Consider the following 22,538-nt stretch of genomic DNA (forward strand, 5'->3'; position numbering starts at 1 on the left):
TTGCGAGGTTTCCCACGCAAGGCCCTGTAATCACACGAAATGAACGCTCAGAGCTTGTCCGGATTGGCCAGGATGTCCCGCGCGATGACCAGGCGCTGGATGTCGCTGGTGCCCTCGTAGATCTGGGTAATGCGCGCGTCGCGATAGATGCGTTCGACCGGGTGGTCGCGCAGGTAGCCGTAGCCGCCATAGGTCTGGATCGCGGCCGAACAGACCTCTTCGGCTATTTCCGACGCAAAGAGCTTGGCCATCGAGGCCTCGCGCAGCGCCGGCAGGCCCGCGTCCTTCACCCGGGCCGCATGCAGCACCATCTGGCGTGCCGCTTCGACCTTGGTGGCCATGTCCGCCAGACGGAAACCGACCGCCTGATGCTTGGCGATCTCTACGCCGAAAGCCTTGCGCTCCTGGGCGTATTCGATCGCCAGTTCCAGCGCCCGTCGCGCCATGCCGACCGCCTGCGAAGCGATGCCGATCCGGCCCGCCTCGAGGTTGGCCAGCGCGATGCGATAGCCCTGGCCCTCGGCGCCCAGAAGGTTCTCGGCGGGCACGCGCATGTTCTCGAAGGACAGCTGGCAGGTATCCGAACAGTGAATGCCCAGCTTTTCCTCGACCCGCACGACCTCGTAGCCGGGGGTATCGGTTTCGACGATAAAGGCGCTGATGCCCTTGGACCCGGCGGCCTTGTCGGTCACGGCAAAGACGATGATCATGCCGCCCTGGCTGCCCGAGGTGATGAACTGCTTCGACCCGTTCAGCACGTAATGATCGCCATCCCGCACCGCCGTGGTGCGCAACTTCGAGGCGTCGGACCCCGCCTGCGGTTCGGTCAGGGCAAAGCCGCCGATCCACTCACCGCTGGCCAGTTTCGGCAGGTATTTCTTCTTCTGCTCCTCGCTGCCGTATTTCACGATCGGCCCGCAGCCGACCGAACTATGCACCGACAGGATAGTCGAACAGGCCCCATCACCCGCGGCAATCTCCTCGATCACGCTGGCATAGGTGACAGTGTCCAAGGCGATGCCGTCGTACTCCTCGGGCACGACCATACCCAGAAAGCCCAGCTCGCCCATCTCGTTCAGGACTTCGCGGGGAAACTCGCCGGTGCGATCACGTTCCTCGGCGCCCGGCCACAGGCGGTCGCGGGCAAATTGGCGGGCCATGTCGCGGATGGCGGCTTGGGTTTCGTCCAGCATGTGGGTCTCCTTCGGTGATCCGGGCGGTGATCCGGCGCGGAAATAGGTTCGGGTCAAGGATAGAATTGAAACCTGTCGCAGGCGATGCCAATATCTTTCAGAATTCTGACAGAAAATACCATGCCCCAGACCCCGCCCCTTCCAAGCCTGATTCCACCCGCCTTCGTCGCGGAGGCGATCGAATGCGGCCGTGTGGCGGGGGTCGACATGGCCGCGCTGCTGGACGAGCTGGGCCTGGATGGCGACGCCCTTGACCGGCTGGATGCGGATGGGTTCGGGCGCATCTGGCTGGAGCTGTCCTTTCGCATGCAGGACGAGTTCTTCGGGCTGGGTGCCCGCCCCATGCGACCGGGCAGTTTTACCCTGCTGGGCCATGCCACCCGGCAGGCCGCCAGCCTGGAAGTCGCCCTGGCGCGCGCCCTGCGTTTCCTGACAATCCTGCTGGATGAGCCCTCGGGGCGGCTCACCATCGACGGACGTCTGGCCCATGTCACGCTGTCCGAAAGCGGCCCGCCCCGGTCGGCCTTCGCCTATCGGGTCTATTTCATCATCCTGCACAGCCTGAACTGCTGGCTGGTCGGCGAACGTATCCCGATCCGCCAGATGCAGTTTCGCTGCACCGAACCCGACGGCACCAACGACTACGGCGATTTCTTCGGCGTACCGGTCCGGTTCGGCGCCAAGCAAGGGCGCATGAGTTTCGAGCGTAAATACCTGCGCAAGCCGGTGAACCGAAACGAGCGCGCCTTGAAGAGCTTCCTGCGCACCGCCCCGACCGCTTTTCTGTCCGGCTATCGCCATGGGGACGGGATCAAGGCGCGGGTGGTGGCGGAGCTGTCGACCGGCGATGCGGAGGCCTGGGCCAGCCTGGACGAGATTGCCGCAAGGCTGGGCCTGTCCCCTTCGACCCTGCACCGGCGGCTGAAGGAGGAAGGCCAGAGCTTTGGCGAGATCAAGGAGGAACGCCGCCGTAACCTCGCCGTCTCGCTTCTGAAAAAGACCGACCTGCCGGTGGCCGAGATCGCCGCGCGGGTGGGCTACGCCGAACCCAGCGCCTTTTTCCGTGCCTTTCACCGCTGGTTCGACACGACCCCGACGGCGATGCGGACCCGGGATTCAAAGGCGTGATTAGGGCCTGGCGCGGCTCGACCTCTTGCAGGATACGGTCCAGTACGGAAAAGATCACGTCCACGTCCCCGGCTTTGATGGTCAGGGGCGGACGGTTTTTCAGGACATTGTCCCAGCCCCCCGCGCTGCCGATCAGGATGAGGTGATCCCACATGCGGTTCTTGACATGGGCGCAGATTTCCGTGGCCTCGGACCCATGCGGGCGGATCAGTTCACCCCCCCCAGAAACAACCCCATGCCGCACACGTCGCCGACGCAGGCGTATGCCGCTTCCAGTTTGCGCAGGCCCGCAATCAGGCGCGCGCCCATCACCCGCGCGTTTCCTGCAAGCCTTCATCATCGACGATATTCAGAACCTCCTCGCCGATGCGGCAGGACAGGGTCAAGCCGCCGAAAGAAAAAAAAGAACCCGATCCCGTTGTCGAAGCTTTCGGCAATTTCCCGGATGGTGGCCATTACCGATGGGTTTGCCCATGATGACATTGTCCGGTACCGCGCCCTGCTGTTCGAACCCGAGGTAACAGCCGCCCAGACAACCCAGGCCGGTCTGCACTTCATCAGCGATGCACAACCCGCGCGTCGCACGAATTTTCTCATATACCGCAGTCAGATAGGCCTTTGGCGGGATGATCTGCCCGCCGACCGAGGGGAATGTTTCGGCAATAAACCCCGCGCCCCTGCCCGCGCTCCCGAAGCGCCGAATTCCCATCGAGAATCCGGCAGCGCCATGCGTTGCGGAACGTCGTTTCGCATCCCCACAGGCGGCGCTTGTGGAAGGTCAGGCGGACTGTTCGGACAGGAGGTGATCCAGGATGCGACCGTAGGTCTTTACACCCTGCGCACCACTCACAAGGTGTTGCTTGTCAAAGATCATCGCGGGCACGCCGGTCACGCCACGGCTGGTCCAGAACTGCTCCTTTTCGCGTACCGTGGCGGCATGGCTGCCGACCTCCAGCATCTTCAGGACCGCGCCACGGTCAAACTCCAGGCCCGCCGCTACATCGGCCAACACCTGCGGGTCCGCCAGATCGGCGCGCCGGGTGAAATAGGCGGTGAAAAGCGCCAGTTTGACCTCATGCGCCCTGCCCTGCGCCGCCGCCCAGTCGATCAGTTGATGGGCCCGGAAGGTGTTGACCATGCGCATGTCGTCGGAGAATGCGAAGGTAAAGCCCACCTCCGCCCCCAGCGCGGTCAACCGGTCACGCGCGGCCAGGGATTCCGCGGCGCTGGTGCCGTATTTGGCGGCCAGATGCTCCTGCAGGTTCTCCCCCTCCTCCGGCATCTGCGGGTTGAGCTCGAACGGGTGCCAATGCAGTTCCAAGGCAACCGCACGGGCCTCGGCGGCCCTGGCCAGCTGGTTATAGCCCACCGCACACCAGGGGCAGACGACATCCGAGACGATGTCCACGCGAAGCGATGCCTGAGCGGTCATGGCGGGTTCCTTGCAAACATGTGACTAACATAGGGCCGGTGCAGCGGGAAACCTAGCTGGCGCCCGAGGGTTTCTGGCGACGCCCCGGGCAAGAAAAACCGGCTTTCGCACAAAATCCCTCTTGCGCCCTACCGGTGTTTTCCCTAGAACCCGCCTCACCACAGCGTGGCCCGTTCGTCTATCGGTTAGGACGCCAGGTTTTCAACCTGGAAAGAGGGGTTCGATTCCCCTACGGGCTGCCACATCCTTCAGAAAAGCGTTGTTTTCCAAGGAGTCAGCGTCGGCAATAGTCCCACTATCGTCTTCGACGCTGGGAAGTGGGACTTTTTTGCGTTCCGGCTCCCTGCGTTCGAATTGTTGGAAGGCAAGTTTGCGGCGGTTCGCGTCTTCAGTGTAGCGCTGGGCTTCAGAAAGAGTCTGATGCCCCGTAACGGCCATTATCTCGTGCGCCGTTGCTCCGCTCTCCGCCATGGCGACCGATCCTGCTTTGCGAAGCCCATGCATCGCGCATTTTTTCGGCAGACCAGCCGCATCGCACCAATCCCGGAACTTGTTCCCCATCCCCTTCGTCGAAAACGGCTTGCCGTACTCAGTTACGATGTAGGTCTCGTCACCGGTTCCCGCGTTCACCGTTCGTGTTCAACGCCGCAACCAAATGGTGGCGGGCGACCTTGACCGGCTCATCCTCACAGAGGTCGTAGTGGAACACATCGCCGTCGCCCGTACGCCCCTCAAGCACGCCGTTTTCGAGGATTGCGACCAACCGTTCAGCGGGACCGTGGAGACCCATACCTGCTTGCTGGCGCAGGTGTTCTGTCACCGGAGGATACCGCAGGCTATCCCACGTCAATCCGACCTGTGTCGGGTTCCAGTGCATCAACTCATACACCATGGCTTCAAGCCCCCCGTTTTCCATCCTCGGCAAGGCCACAAGCAGGGCGATGATGATCGCTTCCATGAACATGCCCGGAACCGCATAGGCCAGCAGGATCATGACAGGGATCAGCATCGGCGACATCTCAAGCGACGTGAGCCAGTGCGAAAACGCGCCCGGCAGGTCGGCAAAACCCGGGAACCGCACGTAAATCAGCACTCCCCGGATGATGGTGAAGATCATCACCTACATTATCGCGGTCTGCGGATGCATGTCCATCAGTTCCGCCGACCGGATGCCGCGAATGAGCGCCTTGAGCACGACGACGAAGGCGCCGATCACCCCGCCCTCGGTCGGGCAGCCCCAGGCATCGCCGCCAAAGGGGGTGTAGACGAAGGGGAAGATCATCACGACGACAAAGACGGTGGGACGCGCGGGCGGCAGAGACACAAGGCGCCCTTTCCGGGTGAAACCTGAATCCGCCGGGCCGAAGCCCTTGATCGTGACCGCCATGCCAATGCCCAGACGCACCGGGACCAGCCGACCGCCCGAAACTACAAGGCCGTTTGCAATCGGTTCCATATCCCTGCCCCTTGCCTGTCGCAGCTTGGGACATGCCTGGATACATGCTTTGCTTAAATCCCGGTCTGGGTGGCGGCATTGGCCACCAGCGGCACGGCGGCGGGTCGTTCGTCGTTGCGCAGGAAGGGCAAGGGACCGGCGTCCGGTTCAGAATGCGTCGCTTGGTTTTCCTCCCGGCTCATGCGGTTGCATGAGAGACATGGTGGCCCGCAACTGCCCGTCTGGCATGAAGGAAATCGCGTCCTGGTGCCAATTCCGCTCCTGCCGCTCAACCGGCCAGCCAATCCGGCTTGGGTTGGTCGTTTTGTCCCGACAGAAAATATTCCTGAGAAACGGGTCAAGGGGCCGCATGCAAACGCACGCCTGTTCACGTCCCGCGCTTGCCGGGGTGATCCAACACCCGGGCATCCCGGTTGCGCCCGCCTGACGATGCAGCCTCTTTCGGGTCTCCGCCCCTATACGGCCGCTTCGTTGCCGTCGGCAAGATCCGAAAGAATGACATCCTCCCGGCCGGCAGCATGGCCTTCGCCGCCCGCCATCGCCTTTTCGAAAAATGTGGCCTGCGCCCGTCCCCCATATTTAGAAGCGTAGAGCGCAATATCCGCATCCTCGAGCATCTGTTCGGCGACCGGTCGGGCATAGAGCGTGCTTTCAACCATGCCAATACTGGCCGAGATGCGGCAGGGTTCCCCTCGGAAGTCGAACGGCTGTTCAAGTCGGAAGATCATGCGCTGCGCGATGGTCAAAAGAAGAGCACGTTCGGTCAGGCCCGGGAACACCAGGACGAATTCATCCCCCCCGACCCGGGCGACCGTGTCGTCGGCACGGGTTTCTTCGAGCAGAATCCGGGACACTTCCTGCAATACGTGATCCCCGGCTGCATGCCCCAGCGTGTCGTTTACCGCCTTGAAGTGATCCAGGTCGAGATGCACCAGCGCGAAGGGCATCCGCCGGCTGATCAACCGATGCAGCACTTCGTTCAGCGACAGACGGTTGGCCAGCCCGGTCAACATGTCCGATCCGGCCCGCGCGACGGCCGCGTCCTTCTCGCCCCGCAGCTTCGTGGACAGCTGGCCGCTGGCGGCCTGTGCAGCCGACTTGGACTCGACCAGATAGAGCAATTCCAGCGTCAGGTCCGTGGCGGGAAAATCCGACCCCGCCAACCCGTAGCGGGCCACGGCCTCTACCACCGAAATCCCGAAACTGAGGTTCAGCAGGACCATGCCCTCACCGGGCAGGCAGACCGCTGTGCCAACCAGCTGGGTTGCATGTTCGTCATGCAGGCGCACATGAATCTTGACCCCCTCGTTTTCACGGACATCGGTTATCGACCGGATTTTACGCGGGCGGCGCAGGGCGAAGGCACGCAGAAAGCTCTGCCCCACCATGTCTGGCAGGGGCAGCACCTTTGCCAATGTGGGGCCGACATGCCGGATCAGGCCACGCGCATCCACCAACAGGTGCATCGGCATCAACCGGTCGAGATTGGCGACCCCCATCACGATGTTGCCGGTCTGCATTACGGGTGTGCTCATCCTCATGTCCCCGCTGCCAGGTTGAAGGTCCGGCCTTTCTGGAAACCGGTGTCCAGCAGACGGATCGAAATCGTTTCCACGCCCCCCGAGCGGCCGACGTAATCCAGCAACGCCAGGGCACCATAATCATCTGCGAGACCACGCATCATGCCGATGAATGCATGGGCGAAGCCGGCGATCCGACAGGACACGGTCAGGGTGAATTCGCCATTGCCGTGCTCCAACAGCTCCAGTTCGGGCAATTCCAGCTCCTGCACCGCCAAACGGGCGCGCCCGGGCAGCTCATCCAGCGAATGCAGGAAATCCTCGTAGTCCACGCCGCCGAATCGCAACAGTCGGCGCACCCGCTCCGAGCTTTCGTGCGTCACCATGAAGGTCCCGAGATCCTCAAGCAGGTCCGCGCGCGTCTTCTCAAGCCGCAGAGAAGCCGCGTCCAGCACCTGGTTCGTCAGCGCATCCTCATAGACGAACATCGGTTCGAAGCTTTCGAACTCGCAATCAATATCCTCCATCACGGCGACCCAGAGTCCGTTGCCATAGGTGCGGCGGAGGAAGTTTTCCAACGACCTGTTGATCAGACCGTGCATGTGTCTCACCCTCTGCTTCTTTCCGGCAGATTACGGACCAGGTGTTAAGAAACAGTTCTTTCCTTTCATATGGATATATGCCGATCGCCGCGGGGCCACCGGAAGATCACCACATGCGCAATGGATCAGAAGTCCGTGGGCGCCCCCCCCTCGGCCTTGCGCCGGGCCACGAAGTCGGCAAGCTCTTCGCGAATGGCCTCGTCCATGGGCGGGGCTTCGAATTCGGCGATGATTTCCCTGAACTTGCGATGCGCCCGTTCGGCGGTCCACGCGCCGCCGTTGGCCTCCCAGGCTTCATAGTTGGCCCAATCGGAGAGGAAAGGCTGGTAGAAGGCGGTGGTATAGCGATCCTGGGTATGCTGGGTGCCGAAGAAATGCCCGTCGCCTCCAACCTCGCGGATCGCGTCCAGCGCGATGTCATCGGGTGTCGTAGCCCATATCTGCGGGTCCATATAGCGTTGGATCTGCTGCAGGATCTCGCAATCCATGACGAATTTCTCGGGGCTGGCGATCAGCCCGCCTTCAAGCCATCCGGCGGCGTGATAGACCATGTTGGTGCCCGACTGCACCGCCGCCCAGAGGCTGTTCGAGGTTTCCCATGTCGCCTGGGCATCGGGCACGTTTGCCGCACAGACGCCCGATGAGCGCATCGGCAGACCATAGAACCGCGCCATCTGCCCGGTCATTTGGGTCGAGCGCATGTATTCCGGCGTGCCAAAGGCGGGCGCGCCGGTCTTCATGTCCACGTTCGAGGTAAAAGTCCCGATCGCACAGGCCACCCCCGGGTTCACATATTGCGCCAGCGCGATGGCACAAAGCCCCTCGGCCAGCGATTGCGCCACGGCACCAGCCATGGTTACAGGGGCCATGGCACCGGCAAGCGTGAAGGGCGTGACCACCAGCCCCTGCCCGCGCCGCGCCAGGCGCAGCCAGCCATCCATCATCGGGAAGTCGTGTTTCAGGGGCGAGGTGGAGTTGATGTTGGTGTACATCTTCGGGCTTGCGTCGAATTCCTCGTGGCTCCAGCCGCCGGAAATGCGCACCATCTCCATCACGTCCTCGACCCGCTCCTTGCCGAGGCTATAGGCATGGGCCACCTTGTCGGTCAGGGTCAGCTTGTCGAAAAGGACGTCCAGGTGGCGCACGCTGGCGTGAATGTCCACCGGCTCCACCGGGTAGCCGCCGACGAAATGGATGCAGTTGAAATACTGGCTGAGTTTCAGAAGATTGGCACATTGTTCGCGATTGCCGGGCACCTTCTTGCCGATCTCCATGTCCCAATAGTTGGGCGGGCTGGACACATTTCCGAACAGGATATGCCCGCCTCCCACGGTGATCTTGCGGTCCGGGTTGCGCGGGGTGATGTCGAACTGCGACGGGGCCTTGGCGACCATTTCCATGATCCAGTCACGGCCCATGCGCACATTGTCGCCGTCGATGATGCAGCCCGCCTCGCGCAGGAGCGCCTTGGCTTCGGGGTTATAGAACTCGATACCGATTTCTTCCAGGATGCGCATCGCCCCGTCGTGGATCGCCTGCACGCCCTCCTCGCTCAAGGGTTCCGTTGGCCGGTCCATGTTGACCGGCAGACGCCAATCCATCTGCTGGATGGCCCCGGTGGGGCGGGCGTGGCCCGCGCGGCCTCCCTTCCGTGTCGCGGAGCGGCGGCGTTTGGGTCGGTCTGAACACATGTCGTGTCTCCTGTTCGTTTCTTCCACGATGGCCGGAGCCGCCGCCCACGCCAATTCGGTTTCCGACAGAAGGTGTCGCTTTTGGCAATTGATGCGCCGCTCCGGGCCGCCGGCATTTCGAATATGTCTTGCCTTCGGCACCTCCAGATCTCTTGATACGCGTCAGGAGGACCGCCATGACAGACAGGCTATTCGCCCCGCTCGACCTGGGACCGATGACCATCCGCAACCGCATCGTCTCGACCGGCCACGACACGACCCTGCCGACAGATGACAAGGTCAACGAGGCGCTGGTCGCCTATCACCGGGCACGGGCGGCGGGCGGTGTCGGGCTGATCGTTGCCCAGGTCACTGGCGTGCATGAAAGCGCGCGCTATACCTCGCATGTGCTGATGGGGTGGAGGACGGCTGCATCCCCGGGTTCGAGCGGCTGGCGCGGGCGGTACAGGCCGGGGGAGCTGTTGCAGAGCTATGTGCGTGACACGATGCTGAAACGGGCCCTGTCGCTGGGGGTCGAGGTGATCCCCTATGCGCGCCTGTTCGGAACCGATGGCACCACCGGGTATTTCCAGAACATCGCCACCGGCGAGGCCATGATCCTTGAAGAGATGGACACGCTGATCCTGGCCCAGGCACACCGCGCGCAGGACGCGCTTCTGACCCAATGCGAGGCCGCAGGTCTGCCTGTCACCGGCATCGGCGACTGCCTGGCTCCGCGCACGGCGGAGGAAGCGGTGCTGGAGGGATTGAAGGCGGGATGGGCGGTGTAGGACCGCCCTCCGGAAAGCCGGAGGTGTTTTTAAGCGGACGCGACGGCCCGGTTCAGGTCAGCTCCGCAGCCAGTCCAACAGGTGGCCGATGTCAGGCAGGACCACATCGGCGAACGGGGCCAGCTCTGCCTCGACCGCCATGCCGGTCAGCACGCCTGCGGTCTGCATCCCGGCGGCGCGGCCTGCGTGCAGGTCATGAAGGCTGTCGCCCACCATGACCACGCGGGACGGATCCAGGCCCAGCTTGGCGGCAAAACCAAGACACTGCCCCGGTTCGGGTTTGAATCCGTGGCCGCTGTCATAGCCCGCGATGAAATCGAATTTCTCGGTCACACCGGCGCTTCGCAGATGCGCCAGTGCGGGGGCTTCGGCGTCATTGGTGGCCACGCCCAGCTTCAACCCCAGTGACCGCAGCACATCGAGGAACGGCGCCAGCGGCACCGCCTCGGCCTGGGGCGCATTGGCGGCTTCTTCGTTCAGCACCTGTTCCAGCGCGTCGCCCGGCATGTCGAAATGGTCGCCCAGGGCGGTGACGACCTCTTCGGGCGTTCCAGCAATGACCACGCTGGAAGGATCGAACACCGCGCCGTCACAATCATAGCCGATCGCCGCCCCCACGGACCGGGCCCGGTCGGCATCCCCCCCGCACAGACGATCCAGCACCGCGCGCGCCCAGGCCTCCCAGGTGGCGCCGAACTGAAACAGTGTGCCATCCTTGTCGAAAAGAACTCCGTCCACGCGCATGGCTGTTCCCCCTCAGTCCAGCGCGCGCAGGCGCTTGATCAGCGACGAGGTATCCCAGCGTCCGCCGCCCAGCTTCTGCACGTCCTTGTAGAACTGATCGACCAGCGCGGTCATGGGCAGGGCCGCGCCGTTGCGTTCGGCCTCGTCCAGGCAGATGCGCAGATCCTTGCGCATCCAGTCCACCGCGAACCCATGCTCGAAATGGTCGTCCGCCATGGTCTCGTGCCGGTTCACCATCTGCCAGCTACCCGCCGCGCCCCCCTGGATCACATCGACCACTTCACGAATGTCCAGCCCGGCCTTTTCGGCGAAGTTCAGCCCCTCGGACAGGCCCTGCACCAGACCTGCGATGCAGATCTGGTTGACCATCTTGGTCAACTGCCCGGCCCCCGTGTCGCCCAGACGCTTGATCACCCGGCCATAGGCCTGCATCACCGGCTTGGCCGCGTCAAAGGCCGCTTGCTCGCCGCCACACATGATTACCAGAACACCATTCTCGGCCCCGGCCTGCCCGCCCGAAATCGGCGCATCGACGAATTGCCCGCCCAGGGCGGCGGCCTCGGCGGCAAGCTCCTCGGTCACTTCGGCGGATACGGTGGTGTGATCGACCACGACCGCGCCAGACCCCATGCCGGAAAACGCCCCGTCCGCACCCTTGCAAACCGAGCGCAGGTCATCGTCGTTCCCGACGCATATCATGATGAAGTCGGCCCCCTCGGCCGCCTCGCGCGGTGTCCGGTGGGCGCTGCCGCCATGTTCCCCTGCCCAGGCCTCGGCCTTGGCGAAGCTGCGGTTGTAGACCGCCACCTCGTGGCCCGCCTTCACCAGGTGCCCGGCCATCGGGTAGCCCATGACCCCCAGCCCCAGAAATGCACATTTCGCCATCTTGCCCTCCTCCGCGTGTATCCGACTTGCTTCCTACCTAGCTTGCCGGGACCAAAGGTCAAGCCGGGCTTTCCGGCACGGGCGCGCAGGCACCGCTTGTCGCCGCCCCCTCGCCCAACCGATTGAAACACCCCGCGAAGGCCGCTATGGAAAGAGGTGTTTCCCCGGGATGGACAGAGAACTCATGGCGCTCCTTTTTCGTTGGCTTGTCAGGATCATTGTGACCCTCATCGCATTGTCGGTCGTGGCTGTCCTGATGGTCTATTACCTCGCCGCACAATCCCTGCCCGACTATGACACCACCCGACCGGCCCGCGGACTGAACGACGGGATCGAGATCGTGCGCAATAATGCCAATGTGCCGCATATCTTCGGTTCGAACGACGAGGATGTCTTCTTTGGCCTCGGCTATGCCCATGCGCAGGACCGGCTGTGGCAGATGACCATGATGCGCCGCACCGCCCAGGGCCGCCTGTCCGAACTGTTCGGCCCGCGCACCCTGGAGGTGGACGAGCTGATGCGCCGGTTGGACATCTACCAACTGGCGCAGCAGGCCGTGGCGGTGCAGGACGAGGACACCAAATCCGCCCTGCGCGCCTATGCCCGTGGGGTGAACGCCTGGTTGCAGCGCGTGAATGACGAGGCGCTCGGCCGTGGCGCGCCCGAGTTTTTCCTCTTCTCGCCCGAGATCGCCCCCTGGCAGCCCGCCGACAGTATCGCAATCCAGAAGCTGATGGGGGTGCAACTGGCAGGCCAGCTGCAAGAGGAAGTGCTGCGCGCCCGGGTGGGGCTGGCCCTGTCCCCTGCCCGGCTGGCCGACATCCTGCCAGACATGCCCGGCAACGGCGTGGCTGCGCTGCCCGAATTCGCCAGCCTCTTTCCCGGCGTGGATCCGGCCCGCGACTTTGCTGCCTACACGCCCGCGCCGCGACCCTTTCTCTCTCCCGTTGCGCCGCGCGGGCTGGCCGGCGCCTCCAACGCCTGGGCCGCGGCCCCCTCCCGTTCGGCCGCCGGGGGCACGCTCCTGGCCAATGACCCGCATCTGGGCCTCTCCGCCCCCTCGATCTGGTACCTGGCCCGGCTGGAGCTCTCTTCCGGCGGGGTGATCGGCGGCACGATTCCCGGCATGCCGCTGGTGCTCGCCGGGCGCAGCGCCGATTTCGGCTGGGGCGTGACCAGCTCCTATCTCGACGATCAGGACATTTTCATCGAGGAACTGAACCCGGCGGATCCCTCCAAGGTTCGCACCCCTGACGGCTGGGCCGCGCTGGAAACACGTCCGACGATCATCCGGGTCAAAGACGCCCCGCCTGTCACCATCACCCTGCAATGGAGCGCCAACGGCCCGGTGCTGCCCGGCAATCTCTATGGTCTCGACACTGTGACCCCACGCGGCCATGTCGCGGCGGTTGGCTGGACGCTTCTGACCGGCGAAGACCGCTCGATGAGCGCGGGGCTCGCCCTGATGCGCGCGGGGTCGATCGAGGAGGGTATCGAAGCGGGGCGCATGTACACGGCCCCCAGCCAGAACCTGGTGATGGTGGACACGGAAAACATCGCGATGAAGACCATCGGCGCGATGCCCCGGCGCGATGCGGGCCACCAGTCGATGGGCCGCCTGCCCGCCCCCGGCTGGCGCGTGGAAAACCAATGGTTGGGCATCGAACCCTATGCTGCCAATCCGCAATATATCGCCCCGCGCGGCGGTATTGTCGGCAATACCAACAACAAGATCGTCGACCGCCCCTTCCCGCGCCACGTCAGTTTCAACTGGGGTGACAGCCAGCGTGTGCAGCGCTGGGAACGCCTGATGCAGGGGCGCAAGGTGCATACGCGCGAAAGCTTCATCGAGGCGCAGCTCGACACGGTCTCGACCACGGCGCGCACGCTTCTGCCACTGGTCGGGGCGGACCTCTGGTTCACCGGCGCCGCCGCCCCCGAGGGCACACCCGAGCGCAACCGCCAGCGTGCCCTGACCCTGCTGGCCGACTGGAACGGCGAAATGAACGAGCACATGCCCGAACCGCTGCTTTATGCCGCCTGGATGCGCGCGCTGCAGACGCGCCTGATCCGCGACGAGCTGGGCCCGCTGGCCGCCGAGTTCACCCAAGTCGAGCCCCTGTTCATCGAACGCGTCTACCGCGACGTGGACGGGGCCGGCATCTGGTGCGACGTGGTGCAATCGGCCGCGACCGAGACCTGCACCGAGATGGCCCGGGCCGCGCTGGACGATGCGCTTCTGTGGATCGCCGAACGCTATGGCGACACCTGGGAGGCATTGCGCTGGGGCGATGCGCACCAGGCCTACCAGGATCACCCGGTGCTGGGTCAGGTGCCGGGCCTGCGTTGGCTGGTGAACATCCGCCAGTCCACATCGGGCGGGGACAATACGCTGAACCGCGGCCTGACCAGCGGCACCGGGCGCGATCCGTTCCGCAACGTGCATGCGGCGGGGTATCGGGGGGTCTATGATTTCGCCGATCCCGACAGTTCGCTCTTCATAACGTCGACCGGACAGTCGGGCCATTTCCTGAGCCGCAACTACGACGATCTGGGCGAACTGTGGCGGCGGGGCGAATATATCCCGATGTCGCTGGACCCGGACCTGGCCCGCGCGGCGGCGGTGGGCGTGACCGTGCTGACCCCGGCGGACTGACCCCGGCGGACTGACCCGGGCACGCCTGGTCCCCGCCCGCGCGGGAGATCAACGGTGTCAAAGTGCCGCGTATTCCGCCTTCTGCCGCTCCGTCCAGGTCACGGTCAGCTGCCAGCCGGTCTCGTCCTGGGCTTCGTTTTCCACGACGCCCTTCTGGAACAGCCAGGCGCGCTGGCGCCCTTCGGCAAAGGCGAGATGCAGGGTCTCGGTCGTACGCGGCTCATGCAGCGCCGCCTCGATGGCTTCGAACAACGCCTCCAGCCCTTCGCCGGTGATGGCGGAGGTGGCAAAGACATGATCGTTGCGGGCGGCCTCGATCCGGCGCGCCTCGGCCGCGTCGGGGTCGAGCAGGTCGAGCTTGTTCCAGACCTCGATCCTGGGCGTGTCTTCGTCCAGCCCCAGCTCGGCCAGGATGGTTTCCACGTCGCGCGCCTGTTCGTCGGTTTCCTCGGCCGAAATGTCCCGCACATGCAGCACCAGATCGGCGCCCAGCACCTCTTCCAGCGTGGCGCGGAACGCGGCGACCAGCTGCGTCGGCAGGTCCGAGATGAAGCCCACCGTATCGGACAGGATCACCTTGCGTCCGGCACCCTGCCCGGTGCCGGGCAGTTCGACCTGGCGCATGGTCGGGTCCAGCGTGGCAAAAAGCATGTCCTTGGCCATGACATCCGCGCCCGTGACCCGGTTGAACAGGGTCGATTTCCCCGCATTGGTGTAGCCCACCAGCGCGACGATCGGGAACGGCACCTTGGCGCGGGCGGCGCGGTGCAGTTCGCGGGTCTTGACGACCTTTTCCAACTGGCGGCGCAGGCGGGTGAGCTGGTCGTCAATCGCGCGGCGATCGGCCTCGATCTGGGTTTCGCCGGGGCCGCCCACGAAACCGAGCCCGCCACGCTGGCGTTCCAGGTGGGTCCAGGCGCGCACCAGTCGGGTGCGCTGGTAGGAAAGCGCGGCCATTTCCACCTGCAACACGCCTTCCCGGGTGCGCGCGCGGTCCGAGAAGATTTCAAGGATCAGCCCGGTGCGGTCCAGGATCTTGACCTTCCACGCCTTTTCCAGATTGCGCTGCTGTACCGGTGTCACCGGACCGTCGATCAGCACCAGCCCGATCTCGGCGGCCTTGAACCGCTGACCAAGCTCCTCGATCTTGCCGGACCCGAACAGGTAGCCGGGCTGTGGGCGCGGCAGGGGGACGATTTCCTGCCCCGCAACCTCCAGATGCGGGAGCGCCGCGGCAAGCGCCACGGCCTCGTCAAGCGCCGGACCGGATTTACGCCGGTCAGGCTCGGATTTGATATCGGGATGGAGAACCCAGGCCCGTGTGGGCGTGGCCTCGCGCGGGGTTGGATCGGTCAGTTTTCGTCGCCGTCATAGAGGTTGATCGGCTGGGTCGGCATGATGGTCGAGATCGCGTGCTTGTACACGAGCTGCGACTGGCCGTCCCGCTTCAGCAGGACACAGAAATTGTCGAACCAGGAAATCACGCCCTGCAATTTGACGCCGTTGATCAGGAAGATCGTGACCGGCACCTTGGTCTTGCGGACGTGATTGAGGAAGGCGTCCTGCAGGTTCTGTTTGTCGGCAGCCATCGCTTGTTTCCTTTTTTCTATCGGACTGCCGGACCCCGGCAGGGAATTAACCTTTCACGCGAGTATGAAAAACTATTCCGGATGTTACCAGCCCAAAAATGAGGCGCTGGGAAAGGGATGTATCACCCGCGCCACGTTTCCGGGTTCAGAAGCGCGACGATGGCCAGTGTCTCCAGGCGGCCCAGAACCATGGCCCCCGTGAGCACCAGTTTGGCCGGGGTGGAGAGATCGGCGTAGGAGATCGGCTCGACCGCGGCGATACCGGCGAGCGGCCCGGTGGTGGTCAGCGCCGCGATGGTCAGCACCATGGCGCTTTCGAACCCTTCCCCGGTCAGCGAGAACAGCACCATGACCAGGGCCACCGACAGGGTCATCAGCATGAAGAACACCCAGGCCATATAGGCCCCGCGCCCGCGCATGAGGCGCGCTTCGCCACCGTGCCCGCCGACCGAGGACGGATGCACCAGCTTGTCCATCTCGCGCATCCCGTGTTTGTAGAGCGCATAGACCCTGAGCAGCTTTGCCCCGCCCGCCGTGGTTGCCACGCCGCCACCGACCAGGGCCAGACCCATCAGGATCAGCCCCGGGGTATCCAGCCCGGACCAGGTCTGGCTGGCCTCCCAGGCGCGGCTTTCGAACCCGGTGGTGGTGAGAAAGCTCAACACCGTAAAGACCGACCCCCAAAGCGAGGCAAGGCCCGCGAGCAGGTTCATTTCCTCGTCGACCTCGAAGGCCCCGACCCAGTGGCGGGCGAACAGGAATCCCGGTACGGCCAGGATCAGTACGGCGGCCAGGCGCACCTCGGGATCCGCTGCCAGGCTGGTCAGGTCCGTGCTCATCCGGTCGCGGGTAAAGGTCAGGCGCGAGATGGCGAAACACATGAATACGGCCAGCATGAGCTCGCCGCCCACGCCCGCATTTCCGCCGCCCGGTCCGCCGACCGGAGAAATGCCACTGGTCGCCAGCGTGGACATGGCATGGGAAATTGCCACGAAGGGGCTTTCTCCGGCCAGAACCAGCCCGAGCCAGAGGATCAGGGTCAGCCCCGTGTAGACCGGCAGAAGCTGCGCCCCGTAGACGCGAATGCGCTGGCCCAGATCCGCCACGTGGGTAATCTGGCTGGTGCCCCTGCTTTCCGCCCCCATGGTGCGCTGCGCGCGCACCTCGAACCCGCCCAGGGCCATGGGGGCAAGAATCGCAATCGCGCCCACCCAGATGAACAGCCCGCCCATCCATCCCACCAGAGCGCGCCAAAGATGCACGCTGTCAGGCAGGCGTCCCGGATCGTCGAACAGCGTCGCGCCGGTGGTGGTCAGGGCCGAAACCATTTCCACATAGGCGTTCAGGAAGGAGGTGTTGCGCACCGCCTGGTGGAACGGCACCGCCAGCATGAGGGGCAGGATCACGAACAGGCCCAGAAGCGCGAGAAGGTGGCGCGAGGGGTGATTGATCCGCGGCCGTCCCATCAGCGCCAGCGCCATGAAGCTGGTCAGGAATCCGAAAAACAGCGCGCCATACAGAAACACCCGTCCAACATAATGGTCCCGCACCAACAGCCCATATATCCCGGGCACCAGCATGGCCAGCACGCCGATCCCCATCAGGATCACCAGAAGCGGCAGTTTGGCAATGCGATCGAACATGGCGCGCGCGGCCCCTTTCGGCTCAGAAGAAGTCGATCGAAACCTGGAGCAGGCGTTCGACCTCGGGCACATCCGGCGACATGGCGAACAGCACGATCACGTCGCCCTCGTCGATGCGCAGAGACCCCGTGGGCTTGACCACCTTGTCCCCTTTCTGCACCGCACCGACCAGCACACCTTCGGGAAAGTCGATGTTGCGCACTTGCTGGCCCGCGATGGGCGAGGTCGACAGGACCTGCGCCTCGATCACCTCGGCCTCGGCATCGCCGATCGAATAGACGCCGCGCACCCGCCCATGGCGGATGTGGCGCAGGATCGAACTGACCGTGGTGGTGCGCGGGTTGATATAGGCGTCCACGTCCAGCGGCCCCATCAGCGAGGTCAGCGAAGGGTCGTTGATCAGGCAGATCGACATCGGGCAGCCTTCGGCCTTGGCCCGGACCGACGCCAGCAGGTTGACCTTGTCGTCATCCGTCACCGCCAGGATCGCGTCGGCGCGGTTGACGCCGGCCTCCTTCAGAATGTCGATGTTCATCCCGTCACCATGCAGCACCACGGTGCGTTCCAGCTCATCCGCCGCGCGCTCGGCCACGTCGCGGTTGAGTTCGACCACCTTGGCGCGGATCCGGTCGGTGCGGTTCTCCAGCGCCTGGGCCACGGCCAGGCCGACGTTGCCACCACCCAGGATCACCACACGTTCCTGGCGCTTGGTCGACTTGCCGAAGATCTCCAGCGTGCGTTCGACGTCTTCGGCAACCGAAATGACATAGACCTGATCGCCCTCGAACAGCTGGTCGCCCGGTTCCGGCGCAAAGAGCGAGTTCTTGCGGCGCACCCCGACCACGATGGCACGCAGGGTGGAAAACAGGTCAGTGAGCTGGCGCAGCGGCGTGTTCAGCACCGGGCAGTCCTCGTCCAGCGCCACGCCCATCAGCTGGACGCGTCCGTCCAGGAAGCTTTCGGTGTCAAAGGCCGAGGGCGCCGAGAGGCGGCGCAGGGCGGCATCGGCGACCTCGCGTTCGGGGCTGATCACCACGTCGATCGGCAGGTGTTCGCGCCGGTAGAGGTCGGCGACGATCGCGTCCAGGTAGCTCTGCGCGCGCAGGCGGGCGATCTTGCGCGGCACGGCAAAGACCGAATGGGCCACCTGACATGTGACCATGTTGACCTCGTCGGAATGGGTCGCGGCAATGATCATGTCCGCGTCCCGCGCACCTGCACGTTCCAGGATGTCCGGGTAGGAGGCGTGCCCGGCGATGCCCTGCACGTCCAGCGTATCGGTGGCGCGATGCACCAATTCGGGGTTGTTGTCGACGACGGTAACGTCGTTCTTTTCGCCCGACAGGTGGCGCGCGATCTGCCAGCCGACCTGGCCCGCGCCACAGATGATGACCTTCATCGCTGTGCCCTTTCAATGACCGGCCCTGCTGGCATGGCAGACGGGGCGAGCGGCGTCAACTGCCTGCCCTGCCCCGGATTTGTGGCTGCGACCGTCAGGCCCCGACCTCGCCCTCGGCCGCATCTTCCGCAACATGGGCCACGCGACCGCCCGCCTTGGCCGAGGTGACAACACCCAGGCTTTTGAGTTTGCGGTGCAGCGCGGACCGTTCCATGCCGACGAAATTGGCGGTGCGGCTGATATTGCCACCAAACCGGTTGATCTGGGTCAGCAGGTATTCGCGTTCGAAGGCCTCGCGCGCCTCGCGCAGGGGCAGCATGGCCAGCTGTCCGGACACGACGATGCCTTGCCCGCTGCTTTCCTCGGTGCCCTCGTTGCCCGGCAGTTCGGCGGCTTCGATCGGCCCGGTGCCCTCGCCCAGGATCAGCACCCGTTCGATCACGTTCTTCAACTGGCGCACATTGCCCGGCCAGGTCATGGTCTGCATCATCGCTGCGGCTTCGTCCGACAGGTCGCGCAACGGCAGGCCCTGAGACTTGTTGAACTCGTCAATGAAATAGGCCGCGAGTTCCGGAATGTCCTCGCGCCGTTCCGACAGGGCGGGCACCGGGATCGGGACCACGTTCAGGCGGTGAAAGAGCTCTTCGCGGAAGTTGCCCGCCGTGATCTCTGCCTCAAGGTCACGGTTCGAGGAGGAAACCACCCGCACATCCACATTGACCTTGTCGCTGCCGCCAACCCTCTGGAATGCCTGGTCCACAAGCACGCGCAGGATCTTCGACTGGGTGCCGGCGGGCATGTCGGCCACCTCGTCGAAGAACAGAACGCCGCCATTGGCCTGCTCCAGCAGACCTTGCTCCACCCCCCGATCGGCGCTTTCGCGGCCGAACAGGACCTCCTCCATGCGCTCGGCGTCGATGGAGGCGGAGTTGACGGACACGAAAGGCGCATTGGCCCGGTCGGAATTGGAGTGGATGAACCGCGCCGCGATTTCCTTGCCGGATCCGGCGGGCCCGGTCAGGAGCACCCGACCGTTCGACTTCGTGACCTTTTCCAGATGTGACTTCAACGCCTTGAAGGAAGAACTTGATCCGATCATATCGGCCGAGACCGTGTCCTTGCGCTTCAGTTCGACATTTTCACGGCGCAGGCGCGAGGTCTCCATCGCGCGGCCGATCACCACCATCAGCTGGTCGATGTTGAAAGGCTTCTCGATGAAGTCATAGGCGCCCTGTTTGATGGCGGCGACGGCGATCTCGATATTGCCGTGGCCCGAGATGATCACCACCGGCACCTCGGGATGTTCGCGCTTGACCATCTTCAGGATGTCGATCCCGTCCATGGCCGAGTCCTTCAGCCAGATGTCCAGGATCATCAGCGCGGGCAGTTCGGACTTGACCTGCGCCACCGCCTCGTCCGAGGTGCCCGCCTTGCGCGTCGCGTAGCCTTCGTCCTCCAGGATATCCGAGATCAGCTCGCGAATATCGCGTTCGTCATCCACGATCAGAATGTCACCCATGACCTTGCCCTCTCCTATGCCCACTCACTCGAATTCCCACTCTGTCTTCATGTCTCATGCGGCTTCCTCCCCGACCGGCAGACGGATCACCGCCATGGCCCCGGCCCGCGCGCCCTCGGTGAAGGGTGCGGCGTCTTCCAGAACCAGGCTGCCGCCATGTTCCTCGATGATCTTCTTGACGATCGGCAGGCCCAGGCCGGTGCCCTTGTCCCGCGTCGTCACATAGGGTTCGAACAGGCGCGTCCGGTCCTCCGGCAGGCCGATCCCGTTATCCGAAATGCGGATTTCCGCCATTTTATCGTCCACGGTCATCAGCACGCGGATTTCTGGCGAATGGCCCTTGGGTGCGCCTTTTTCCTGAAGGCTTTCAATTGCTTCTCCGGCGTTCTTGATCAAATTCGTCAACGCCTGGCCGATCATCGTACCGTCCAGATTTCCGATGACAGGCGTTTTCGGCAGGCTGTCGGTGATGCGCACCCCCTCCTGGCCCGCCCGTTGCAGCAGCACCGCATTGCCAACCAGGGATACCAGATCCTCGCAGCGACGCTCGGGTTCCGGCATGCGGGCGAATTTCGAAAACTCGTCGACGATCCGGCGCAGATCATCGGTCTGGCGCACGATCACATCCGTTAGGTTTTCCAGATTTTCGGCGTCGGCCGGCTCCAACAGCCGGCCGAACTTGCGCTTGATGCGCCCGGCAGACAGCTGGATCGGTGTCAGCGGGTTCTTGATCTCATGGGCAATGCGCCGGGCCACGTCCCCCCAGGCGGCCATGCGTTGGGCCGACACTAGGTCGGTCACGTCGTCGAAGGCCACCACGTAGCCTTCAAGGGCGCCACTGTCACCACGCCGGGTCGCCATGCGCACCAGCAGGCTTTCCTGGCGGCCCTGACGGGTCAGGCGCAGCTCTTCCTGGATCGTTTCCCGGCCCTCTTCGGTCAACCGCAGGAAAAGCGGTTCGAATTCCGGGATCAGAAGCGCCATGTCGTGGGTCGGGTCCGCGGTTTCGTCAACATCCAAAAGCCGGGCGGCGGCGCGGTTCAGGAACGTGACCTGGCCCTTGTCATCCACGCCCATCACCCCGGCGGTGACAGAGCTCAGCACACTGTCGAACAGGCGGCGGCGGCGCTCGATCTGCCGGGTGTTTTCCAACAGCGCGTCGCGCTGCAGTTTCAACTGGCCGGTCATGCGGTTGAACACACGGCCCATTGTGGCGATCTCGTCGTCACCTTCCTCTTCGATCACCCGGGCGTTCAGATCGCCCTCACCCACCCGTTCGGCGGCCGCGGCCAGGCGTCCGATGGGGCGTGAGAGACGCTCGGCAAACCACATGCCGATCCAGATCGCGGCGATGATCATGATCACCGCAAAGCCCAGATAGATCAGGGCGAATTCGAACAGGATCGCGCCGCGCTGGCTTTCCTGCTGATTGTAGAACACCACCGTTTCCTGAGTTTCATCCAGCAGGTTCAGAATATCCCCATCCACATTGCGCGAGACGTAAAGCAGATGGTCGGAAAAGGCCTCCAACCGCACCAGAGCCCGGAATTCGTTGTTGTCCCAATCCTGGACCAACACCACCTCGCCCTGCATCGCCCTGGCTATCAGCTCGCCCGAAGGCGGTTCGTAATCGAAGCGGTAGGAACGGTCGCCACGCACCCGGATATCGCCGTCTGAATTGATCACGAAAGCCTCGCGCAACCCGCGCTGGATGTTCACCTGCCCTTCGGCCAACAGAACCCTGAGACTGGAATCCGGCAGGATACGCTGCACCCGGCGCTGGCGATCCAGATAGGTGGCAAGCACCCTGGCGTCCTCCAACAGATCGTCCTGGTGTTCGCGCTCATAGGCCTGGGCGGCGGCCAGCGAGTTGTTCACCACGCGGCTGACCCGGTCCGAAAACCATCCTTCGATCCCCACGTTCACCGTGAGTGTTGCAAAGATCGCCACCAGCACGGTGGGGACCAGTGCCACAACGGCGAAAACGCCGGTCAGGCGAAGGTGAAGGCGCGATCCCGCCGATTTGCGCCGCCGGGCGGCCACCATTCGGGCCACGCCCGCAAAGACCATCGTTGCCACGGCCAGCACGTAGACGAGGTCGGCCAGCAGAATCAGTCGCAGAACGCTTGAGCGTGCCCCTTGATCCAGAGGGCCGAGGATGAGCCAGGTGGACAAAGCCAGGACCGGGCCCAGCGTGACCAGTCCGAAACTGGCAAAAGTCGTCGCCCGGCGCAGTTTGCGCAGGCGATTCAGCCTCTCCCAGGTAGATAACGACCCGTTGCGCGCCACCACGCAAATACCCCATCAAATA

The 22,538-nt window shown here is 64.1% G+C and carries 18 protein-coding genes, 1 tRNA gene and 2 pseudogenes; 4 read left to right on the forward strand and 17 right to left on the reverse strand.

Going from position 1 to position 22,538, the window contains the following annotated elements; genetic code table 11:
* Positions 1-47: 47 nt before the first annotated feature.
* Entirely contained in the window at positions 48-1,193 is a 1,146-nt protein-coding gene (locus Q1V43_RS11090; protein ID WP_300517771.1) for an acyl-CoA dehydrogenase family protein, read from the reverse strand.
* A gap of 120 nt (positions 1,194-1,313) precedes the next feature.
* Here Q1V43_RS11090 and Q1V43_RS11095 point away from each other — a divergent pair, with 120 nt between their 5' ends.
* The gene (locus Q1V43_RS11095) at positions 1,314-2,321 is read left to right on the forward strand and encodes an AraC family transcriptional regulator (protein ID WP_300517774.1); all 1,008 of its coding nucleotides are present in this window, start codon (positions 1,314-1,316) and stop codon (positions 2,319-2,321) included.
* 19 nt (positions 2,322-2,340) lie between these two features.
* On the opposite strand, the pseudogene Q1V43_RS11100 reads toward Q1V43_RS11095, so the two are convergent.
* Positions 2,341-3,006 (reverse strand): annotated as a pseudogene (locus Q1V43_RS11100) (aminotransferase class III-fold pyridoxal phosphate-dependent enzyme); the annotation flags it as partial.
* A gap of 93 nt (positions 3,007-3,099) precedes the next feature.
* Positions 3,100-3,753: a DsbA family oxidoreductase gene (locus Q1V43_RS11105; protein WP_300517777.1), complete on the reverse strand. Its 654-nt coding sequence runs from the start codon at positions 3,751-3,753 to the stop codon at positions 3,100-3,102.
* 167 nt (positions 3,754-3,920) lie between these two features.
* On the opposite strand from Q1V43_RS11105, the gene Q1V43_RS11110 reads away from it, so the two are divergent.
* Positions 3,921-3,995, forward strand: a tRNA-Glu gene (locus Q1V43_RS11110).
* On the opposite strand, the gene Q1V43_RS16620 is transcribed toward Q1V43_RS11110, so the two are convergent.
* From Q1V43_RS16620 to Q1V43_RS11135, 6 genes and pseudogenes are all read right to left on the reverse strand, one after another.
* Entirely contained in the window at positions 3,955-4,314 is a 360-nt protein-coding gene (locus Q1V43_RS16620) for a tyrosine-type recombinase/integrase (protein WP_366146218.1), read from the reverse strand. The two genes, Q1V43_RS11110 and Q1V43_RS16620, sit on opposite strands and share 41 nt — an antisense overlap.
* 385 nt (positions 4,315-4,699) lie before the next feature.
* Positions 4,700-5,152, reverse strand: a pseudogene (locus Q1V43_RS11115) (TRAP transporter large permease subunit); the annotation flags it as partial.
* A gap of 110 nt (positions 5,153-5,262) precedes the next feature.
* The gene (locus tag Q1V43_RS11120; protein WP_300517780.1) at positions 5,263-5,391 is read right to left on the reverse strand and encodes a hypothetical protein; all 129 of its coding nucleotides are present in this window, start codon (positions 5,389-5,391) and stop codon (positions 5,263-5,265) included.
* A 273-nt stretch (positions 5,392-5,664) separates the two neighbouring features.
* Positions 5,665-6,744 carry a diguanylate cyclase gene (locus Q1V43_RS11125; protein WP_300517782.1) on the reverse strand — a complete coding sequence of 360 codons (1,080 nt, stop codon included), beginning with the start codon at positions 6,742-6,744 and terminating at the stop codon, positions 5,665-5,667.
* Positions 6,745-6,746: 2 nt separating this feature from the next.
* Positions 6,747-7,331, reverse strand: a complete 585-nt coding sequence (locus Q1V43_RS11130; RefSeq protein WP_300517784.1) for a heme NO-binding domain-containing protein — start codon at positions 7,329-7,331, stop codon at positions 6,747-6,749.
* A gap of 125 nt (positions 7,332-7,456) precedes the next feature.
* Positions 7,457-9,022, reverse strand: a complete 1,566-nt coding sequence (locus tag Q1V43_RS11135) for a trimethylamine methyltransferase family protein (RefSeq protein WP_300517786.1) — start codon at positions 9,020-9,022, stop codon at positions 7,457-7,459.
* A 176-nt stretch (positions 9,023-9,198) separates the two neighbouring features.
* Between Q1V43_RS11135 and Q1V43_RS11140 the strand changes: the two genes are divergently transcribed.
* A complete protein-coding gene (locus Q1V43_RS11140; RefSeq protein ID WP_300517788.1) occupies positions 9,199-9,792 on the forward strand; it encodes a hypothetical protein in 594 nt (197 codons plus the stop codon).
* Between the two features lie 57 nt (positions 9,793-9,849).
* On the opposite strand, the gene Q1V43_RS11145 is transcribed toward Q1V43_RS11140, so the two are convergent.
* A complete protein-coding gene (locus Q1V43_RS11145) occupies positions 9,850-10,536 on the reverse strand; it encodes an HAD family hydrolase (RefSeq protein ID WP_300517790.1) in 687 nt (228 codons plus the stop codon).
* Between the two features lie 12 nt (positions 10,537-10,548).
* Positions 10,549-11,421, reverse strand: a complete 873-nt coding sequence (locus Q1V43_RS11150) for an NAD(P)-dependent oxidoreductase (RefSeq protein ID WP_300517792.1) — start codon at positions 11,419-11,421, stop codon at positions 10,549-10,551.
* A 184-nt stretch (positions 11,422-11,605) separates the two neighbouring features.
* Here Q1V43_RS11150 and Q1V43_RS11155 point away from each other — a divergent pair, with 184 nt between their 5' ends.
* Entirely contained in the window at positions 11,606-14,077 is a 2,472-nt protein-coding gene (locus tag Q1V43_RS11155; protein ID WP_300517793.1) for a penicillin acylase family protein, read from the forward strand.
* A 57-nt stretch (positions 14,078-14,134) separates the two neighbouring features.
* Here the strand turns inward: Q1V43_RS11155 and hflX are convergent, their stop codons facing one another.
* From hflX to Q1V43_RS11185, 6 genes are all read right to left on the reverse strand, one after another.
* Positions 14,135-15,433 carry a GTPase HflX gene (gene hflX, locus Q1V43_RS11160; RefSeq protein ID WP_300517892.1) on the reverse strand — a complete coding sequence of 433 codons (1,299 nt, stop codon included), beginning with the start codon at positions 15,431-15,433 and terminating at the stop codon, positions 14,135-14,137.
* Positions 15,430-15,666, reverse strand: a complete 237-nt coding sequence (gene hfq, locus Q1V43_RS11165; protein WP_300517794.1) for an RNA chaperone Hfq — start codon at positions 15,664-15,666, stop codon at positions 15,430-15,432. Before hfq ends, hflX begins: the two co-directional genes overlap by 4 nt.
* 122 nt (positions 15,667-15,788) lie before the next feature.
* A complete protein-coding gene (locus tag Q1V43_RS11170; protein ID WP_300517795.1) occupies positions 15,789-17,309 on the reverse strand; it encodes a potassium transporter TrkG in 1,521 nt (506 codons plus the stop codon).
* 22 nt (positions 17,310-17,331) lie between these two features.
* Positions 17,332-18,708 (reverse strand): Trk system potassium transporter TrkA, encoded by a 1,377-nt coding sequence (gene trkA, locus Q1V43_RS11175; protein ID WP_300517796.1) that lies wholly within the window; start codon positions 18,706-18,708, stop codon positions 17,332-17,334.
* A 94-nt stretch (positions 18,709-18,802) separates the two neighbouring features.
* Complete coding sequence (locus Q1V43_RS11180) at positions 18,803-20,227, reverse strand: sigma-54 dependent transcriptional regulator (protein WP_300517799.1); 1,425 nt, start codon at positions 20,225-20,227, stop codon at positions 18,803-18,805.
* A 54-nt stretch (positions 20,228-20,281) separates the two neighbouring features.
* Positions 20,282-22,519: a PAS domain-containing sensor histidine kinase gene (locus Q1V43_RS11185; RefSeq protein ID WP_300517801.1), complete on the reverse strand. Its 2,238-nt coding sequence runs from the start codon at positions 22,517-22,519 to the stop codon at positions 20,282-20,284.
* Positions 22,520-22,538: the final 19 nt, after the last annotated feature.

The sequence above is a fragment of the Aliiroseovarius sp. genome, assembly GCF_030148435.1.
Taxonomy (GTDB): Bacteria; Pseudomonadota; Alphaproteobacteria; order Rhodobacterales; family Rhodobacteraceae; genus JASBTN01.